Genomic DNA, 6,315 nt, shown 5'->3' on the forward strand with positions numbered 1-6,315 from the left:
TCCAGCAGCTGTTCCGGAATCGCCGCGCAGTTGATGGCGACGAACTTGCCATCGCGCCGGCCGCTCTGTTGGTGAATGGCGCGCGCAATCAGTTCTTTGCCCGTGCCGCTCTCGCCGAGGATCAGCACCGACACCGCAGCGGGCGCGACCTTCTCGATCATGCGACGGACTTTCAGCATGGAGTCGTCGGTGGCGATCATGCCTTCGAACGGCGCAGTGAACTGCGCTTCGTGCAGCTGACGGTTCTGTTCTTCGAGCGCGTGAATATGAAACGCACGGCTCACGATCAGACGCAGCACGTCGGTATCGACGGGCTTCTGATAAAAGTCATACGCGCCCAACGACACGGCGCGCACCGCGTTGTCGCGATCGTTATTGCCGGTTACGACGATGACCTTGGTGGACGGCGCCAGACTCAAGGTCTCGCGCAAGGTCTGCATGCCCTCGTTGACGCCTTCGGGATCGGGCGGCAGGCCGAGATCCTGCAATACCACCGGCGGTTCGAAACGACGCAGCTGGGCCAGTGCTTCGGCACGAGTGCCGGCAATCAGCACTTCGTGTTCGTCGAAACACCACTTGAGCTGCTTCTGCAGTCCCAGGTCGTCTTCGACGATCAGGAGTTTGGGCTTGTCTTCGCTCACGATCTTTTCAGCTCCTGTCTAAACGTCAACCGGCCACGGCATCGTCGGCCGGCGCGGGCGCATCCTGGCTCTGCGACAGCGGGAGGCTAACCGCAAACCGGGTGCCTTGTCCGGGACTGCTCTGCACTTCCACGTCCCCTCCCAGCAACCGGATGTATTCACGGACCTGGTAGGCCCCGATGCCCATCCCCTTGGCGCCTTTGGTGCTGTCGAAGGGACGGAACAGCCGGTTGCGGATGAAGTCCGCCTCCATGCCGGCGCCGGTATCTTCCACTATTAAACGGACCTCGCGGCCATTTTGTCCGAGGCTCACTGACACCGAACCGGTCTCGCTGGTGGCGTCCTGAGCATTACGAATGATGTGCTCGATGACCACCGACAAGCGCTGGGGATTGGCCAGGACCGTCAGCGGCGGACCGGACTGCAACTGCGGCTTGGGCGCGCGATAGCTGCAACGGGACACCGCCTGCTGCGCCAACTCGCGCAGGTCCACCGGCATCTGACGGTCGGCCGAAGTCGCGCCGCGCAGCTGCTCGATCAACTTGGTCATGCGTTCCGCCGCGTTGGCGATGGTGCCGATGGCGTCGTCGACGAACTCCGGCTTGTGCTTGTGGCGCGGCGCATTGGCGACGATCAGCTTGAGCTGCGCCACCGAGTTTTTCAGGTCGTGCATCATGAAGGCCGTCAGACGATTGTAGGCCTCGAACTGGCGGCTCTCGGCCAGGCGGCGATCGGCATCCTGTTGCGCGATATGAGTGGCCACGTGGCGGCCCAGGGTCTTGAGCAAATCTCGGTCTTCGTAGGTCAATTCGAACGGTGGCGGCGGATCGTACAACACCACGAAGCCGACCAGGCGATCCAGTTGCAACATGGGCGACACGATGCGCAGCTGCTGGTTGTCCAGCAACCATTGCGGGATGGCAATGTTGCCGTAGAAATCCGGCGTGCGGCGAAATTCGTCGGTGTCGATGATCCATTGTTTGCGCGCCAGGAATTGCGGCAAATCATCATCGGCCGACAGGCTCGCCGGCAGCCCCAACGAGTCGATGCTCATCGGCCAGGCGGCATACGGCAGGAACTTCTTGCCGGTCTCTTCGCGCAGGAACAGGAAGCCGCCGGGACTGGTGAAAATCTGTGCCATGGCGCGCACGGCCGTGCGCCCCACATCTTCTTCATCGGTCGAAGACAGCGTGCTGATGAAGCGCAGCCACTCGATGCGGTAGTCGTACTTGTTCTTGTAGAAGTGCTTGCTGATGAAGACGCGCGCATGCCGTCGCAACGGCGCCGAGGTGACCAGGCTCGCGAGCACGACGATGGCGCCGGCGAAGAACACGATCTGGCCGACGTTGCCCCAGGCCCCGCCGATCTCTCGCACATACAGTCCGCCGAGCGCCATCACCGTCAGATACGAGCCGATGACCAGCACCGTCGTCGTATAGAACACGATCTGACGCGAGACGAACACTTCGAGCGACCACTCGGGATTACGGCGCGCGGCAATCGCAATCAGCGGCATGGCGAACGCATTGAGAATGCCTCGCGAGGTCCAGGCATCGACCGAGACCGCTCGTAGCAGTTCGGTTTGCGAGTACAGGAACAGGTCATAGGCGAACAAGGTGCCGACGCCGATGATGAAGTACTTCAGCGAGACCCGCGCCACTTGCGACGAGTTGCGATAGATCTGCTCCAGCAGAATCAACGCGACCAACGACAGCGCTAGACCGGCGCGCGATAACAGCAGCGTCGGATTGATGACCGCGATGTCGAAGTGTTCGAGGATGGGCAGGACGACCGCCGCGGCCAGCAACAGCACACAGAGGCCGCGCGCCGCCATCGCCAGGGGTTTGGGCGCGGCGATACCGGCCACCGCCACCAAGGTGAGTAACCAAGCGCCGCCGCGAATCGCATCGGCGAGATAAATGACCAGCACGGGAACCTGGCCGGTGTAGCTCTGCAGGGCAAGAATCCCCGCCCAGGCGGCCGTGACAGCGCTCGCAACGATCAGATGTGCGCCTTGTTGCCGACCCCGCCAGGCGGTGATCAGCAACACAGTCAGCACCAGGAAGCTCAGCGCCGCGATGCCATAGCTGGCAATGCCGAACGCATTCATGCCGCCACTCTCAACGCGCGCCTTTTCTCCACACGATCACCTCTACCGTCTGAACCAGGATTGCCAGATAGAACAGCAGGCTGTGGTTCTTGACGTAGAACAGATCGTATTGCAGTTTTTCGATGGCGTCCTGCTCCGAGGAGCCGTAGGGATAACACAGCTGCGCCCATCCGGTGATGCCCGGCTTGATGGTATGACGCTCGCGATAATACGGGATGCGCTCCTCGAGTTGCCCGACGAACTCAGGCCGCTCGGGCCGCGGACCGACGAAGCTCATCTCGCCGCGAAGCACGTTCAAGATCTGCGGCAGCTCATCGATACGCGTCAGACGGGTGAACGCGCCGATGGGCGTGACGCGCGAGTCGTTCTTCTGCGCCCACTGCGCACCGTTCTTCTCTGCGTCTTCTCGCATGCTACGGAACTTCAGCAGCCGGAATGGGCGGCCGTACTGACCGACGCGCACTTGGCCGTAGAAGATCGAAGCCTTCGGGCCTTCCAGGATCTTGATGGCCAGCGCGGTCAACACCATGAGCGGCGCGGCCACCACCAGCAGGATCAGGCTCGCGACGATATCGAACGCCCGCTCCAACGTATCGTGGATGCGCCCTCGCCCGAAGCCTGCCGAGAAAATCATCCAGCTGGGATTCAACAAGTCGAGCCGCACCTTGCCGGTCTCGCGCTCCAGGAACGACACCAACTCCAGGATCTCGACGCCTTCCAGACGGCATTCGAGCAGCTGATCCATGGGAAAACGACGCCGACGATCGTCCATCGCGACCACGATCTCATCGACCCGATAGCGCTCGCACAGGCTCAGCAGGTCGACGGTGGTCGGCAGCTTCTCGTTCTCCGGAACCTCGGAGCTCTCGTCGCCCTCGGCCGCCACATAGCCCGTCACGACGAAGCCACGGCGGTCCGAACGGCGGCGCAGCCGCGCGATGCTCGCCGCTCGACGGCCCGAGCCGTAGACCAGCACGCGACGCTTGAACAAATCCTCGTCGACCAGCGTGTCGAACACGATGCGCGAAATCACCGAGCCGCTGAAGGCGATGACCAAGCTGATCAGCAGCGCGCCACGACCGATGTGCAGGTCGGGGAACAGATAGAACAGGATGGTGATGAGCATGGCGCCGGCCAGCACGCTGGCCGCCACTCGGGCAATCAGCCCGGCCAGGCGCGAGCGTTGCCGGGAGTTGTACAGGCCCATCGCGGCCAGGCTGATGAACAGCACGCCGGAGAACACCACTCCTCGCGGCAGCATCGGCCCCAGCATCTGCTCGGCCAACGGCTGCGAGTCGAAGCGCAGGATGGCCGCCGCGTACGGGGCAAAAAAGAAGATCACACCTTCGATGGCCGCTAGCAGGGCCAGGTGTAGATGCCAGTAATGTTGAAAGATTCGGATCGCCACGCGTTTGCTTCGTGCCTTTTCGCTGAAATCGGTTCCGTGTCGGCCGGCTATTGAGCGCGAGTTGCTCGTTGTGCACCAGCGGACGTAAGTCTAGTCATGTCACCCTCACAGCCGCGTGAAGGCAGTCACACGGACTACTGTCAAATCCTCGATCCCGTCCCAAGCCCGTCAAACGGACCGTCAAGCAGGCCGACATAGACCGGTCGGCGGCACCTACGGGCTGTAAGAGGACTCGTCAATTGACAATCATTCGCATTTGCTTTTAGCATGGGCCATCCGTCGCGACTCATGCAAGCGCCGCCCAGGATTCGAGAGCCGACCACCATGTACATCTGCGTGTGCCACGCCATCAGCGATCGCCAGATCCGAGAGGTCGTCGACCAAGGCGCCGGGTCATTGTGCGAAGTCCAGATGCGTCTGCCAGTCGCCAGCTGCTGTGGCCGCTGTGAGGATTCTGCGCGAGAAGTTATTGAGACTCATATCGAATCCGCAAATCGGCCGGTCGCCGCCTGAACCAAGTCGCGTATTCTCGCGGTAATTCTTAAATCCGTCTCCCCCATCGATTCGCTGCGCTATCGCGCAGTTGCCTCATTCCGCGCAGCTCCTCCAACATTCGCGGCTGTCTAGCCATTCACGCGTCTCGAGGAGCACCACATGCAGGGCCACGCAACGGTATTGCGTCATCTCAACGTCGTTTTGAAGAACGAGCTGACGGCCATCAACCAGTATTTTTTGCACGCTCGGATGTTCGAGCACTGGGGCCTGAAAAAACTCGGTGAGCGCACCTATCACGAGTCCATCGATGAGATGAAGCATGCCGACAAGCTGATCAAGCGCATCCTGTTCCTGGATGGTCTGCCGAACCTGCAGGATCTGGGCAAGCTGCTGATCGGCGAAGATGTCGAAGAAGCGCTGAGCTGCGATCTGAAGCTCGAGATGCAGGCGCATCCCGACCTGCGCGCCGCCATCGCCGATTGCGAAAAAGTCGCCGACTACGTGTCGCGCGAACTGTTCGAAGACATCCTGGAGTCCGAGGAAGAGCACATCGACTGGCTGGAAACGCAGCTCGATCTGATCAAGCGCGTCGGCATTCAGAACTACCAGCAGTCGCAGATGGAGCCAGGCGAGGAATGAGCCTAGGCTGAGGAAGGTTCAAGCAATCGGCCCCGGCGCCCAGCACATCCTGGGGCCGAGGCCGTCGCTGGATTCGATTAGCGCTGAGTCAATTAGCTGATGGTCTTGCTAGCCGTGTTGGACAGCTGGCTGGTGGTGCCGGCGCTGTTCACCGCCATCACCGCGAAGTACCACGTGCCGGAGCTCAAGTTCTCCACCACGTAACGATTGATCGACGGATTGTCCAGGGTCACCGTCTGATCGAGGCTGCCCGAGCTGCGGCCATACATCACCCGAAAGCCCGCCAGATTACCCAAGCTGCTGCCGTCGGAATTCGTGGTCGGCGCCGTCCATGACAGCGTCGCGCTGCCGCTCGCATTGGCCACTGCGCTGACCGTGATCGTGAAGGCAGCGAGCGTCGTGCTCGCCGTGCCATCGGACACCGTGATCCTGACATTGGCGTAAGCACCCACCTGCGACGCGGTCGGCGTGCCAGAGACGCGGCCAGTCGTGGTGCTGAACGTCGCCCAGCTAGGCAAGTTGGCGACACTGAAGGTGAGTTGATCGCCGTTGGCATCGCTGGCCGCGGGCTGGAAGCTGTAAGCCTGGCCAACCACCGCGGTCGAACCCGGGGTGCCGGTGATGGTGGGGGCGGCATTGGTGCCCGTGGTCGGGGAAGTCACATTCCCTGTGGAAGCACCGCCATCGCCTCCGCCGCCGCAACCGGTCAGCAATATCGAGGTCAGGATCCAGCACCCGGCAATAAGACCCGGAAAGTAAGTACGACGCATGATTCTCCACTGTGGCGCTCATTGCCCAGCTGGCGAGTTATTACTTCACCGAGCAATGGCAGCTGTAAGTCTTTGATATCTACATTGATATCTGGAGCTGAGTCTCGTCAGCCCAGGCTTCGAACCTGCGCCATGACGAGGGCACGCGTAGATACATACCAAGAGTTGTGCCAAGCGCTGGAACTGGCCCAGCAATCAGCACGTTAGGTGAGGTTGGCTGGAGCCGCGGCGGCCCCGGAGGGGGTTTGCTAG

The 6,315-nt window shown here is 61.6% G+C and carries 6 protein-coding genes; 2 read left to right on the forward strand and 4 right to left on the reverse strand.

The genetic code is table 11. The features are described from left to right. From JNL55_RS07775 to JNL55_RS07785, 3 genes are all read right to left on the reverse strand, one after another. On the reverse strand, window positions 1-641 hold a 641-nt coding region (locus JNL55_RS07775; RefSeq protein WP_293851594.1), incomplete at its 3' end, for a sigma 54-interacting transcriptional regulator. Between the two features lie 25 nt (window positions 642-666). Next, a complete protein-coding gene (gene prsK, locus JNL55_RS07780; RefSeq protein ID WP_293851597.1) occupies window positions 667-2,751 on the reverse strand; it encodes an XrtA/PEP-CTERM system histidine kinase PrsK in 2,085 nt (694 codons plus the stop codon). A gap of 10 nt (window positions 2,752-2,761) precedes the next feature. Beyond that, window positions 2,762-4,159, reverse strand: a complete 1,398-nt coding sequence (locus JNL55_RS07785) for a TIGR03013 family XrtA/PEP-CTERM system glycosyltransferase (protein ID WP_293851600.1) — start codon at window positions 4,157-4,159, stop codon at window positions 2,762-2,764. Between the two features lie 324 nt (window positions 4,160-4,483). Between JNL55_RS07785 and JNL55_RS37400 the strand changes: the two genes are divergently transcribed. Both JNL55_RS37400 and bfr read left to right on the forward strand, forming a co-directional pair. Further along, the gene (locus tag JNL55_RS37400; RefSeq protein ID WP_415923034.1) at window positions 4,484-4,672 is read left to right on the forward strand and encodes a (2Fe-2S)-binding protein; all 189 of its coding nucleotides are present in this window, start codon (window positions 4,484-4,486) and stop codon (window positions 4,670-4,672) included. Window positions 4,673-4,813: 141 nt separating this feature from the next. Next, window positions 4,814-5,293 (forward strand): bacterioferritin, encoded by a 480-nt coding sequence (gene bfr / locus JNL55_RS07790; protein ID WP_293851603.1) that lies wholly within the window; start codon window positions 4,814-4,816, stop codon window positions 5,291-5,293. A gap of 92 nt (window positions 5,294-5,385) precedes the next feature. On the opposite strand, the gene JNL55_RS07795 is transcribed toward bfr, so the two are convergent. Next, window positions 5,386-6,063 carry a putative Ig domain-containing protein gene (locus JNL55_RS07795; RefSeq protein WP_293851606.1) on the reverse strand — a complete coding sequence of 226 codons (678 nt, stop codon included), beginning with the start codon at window positions 6,061-6,063 and terminating at the stop codon, window positions 5,386-5,388. Window positions 6,064-6,315: the final 252 nt, after the last annotated feature.

The organism is Steroidobacter sp., from assembly GCF_016790065.1.
In the GTDB taxonomy this organism is placed as follows: Bacteria; Pseudomonadota; Gammaproteobacteria; order Steroidobacterales; family Steroidobacteraceae; genus Steroidobacter.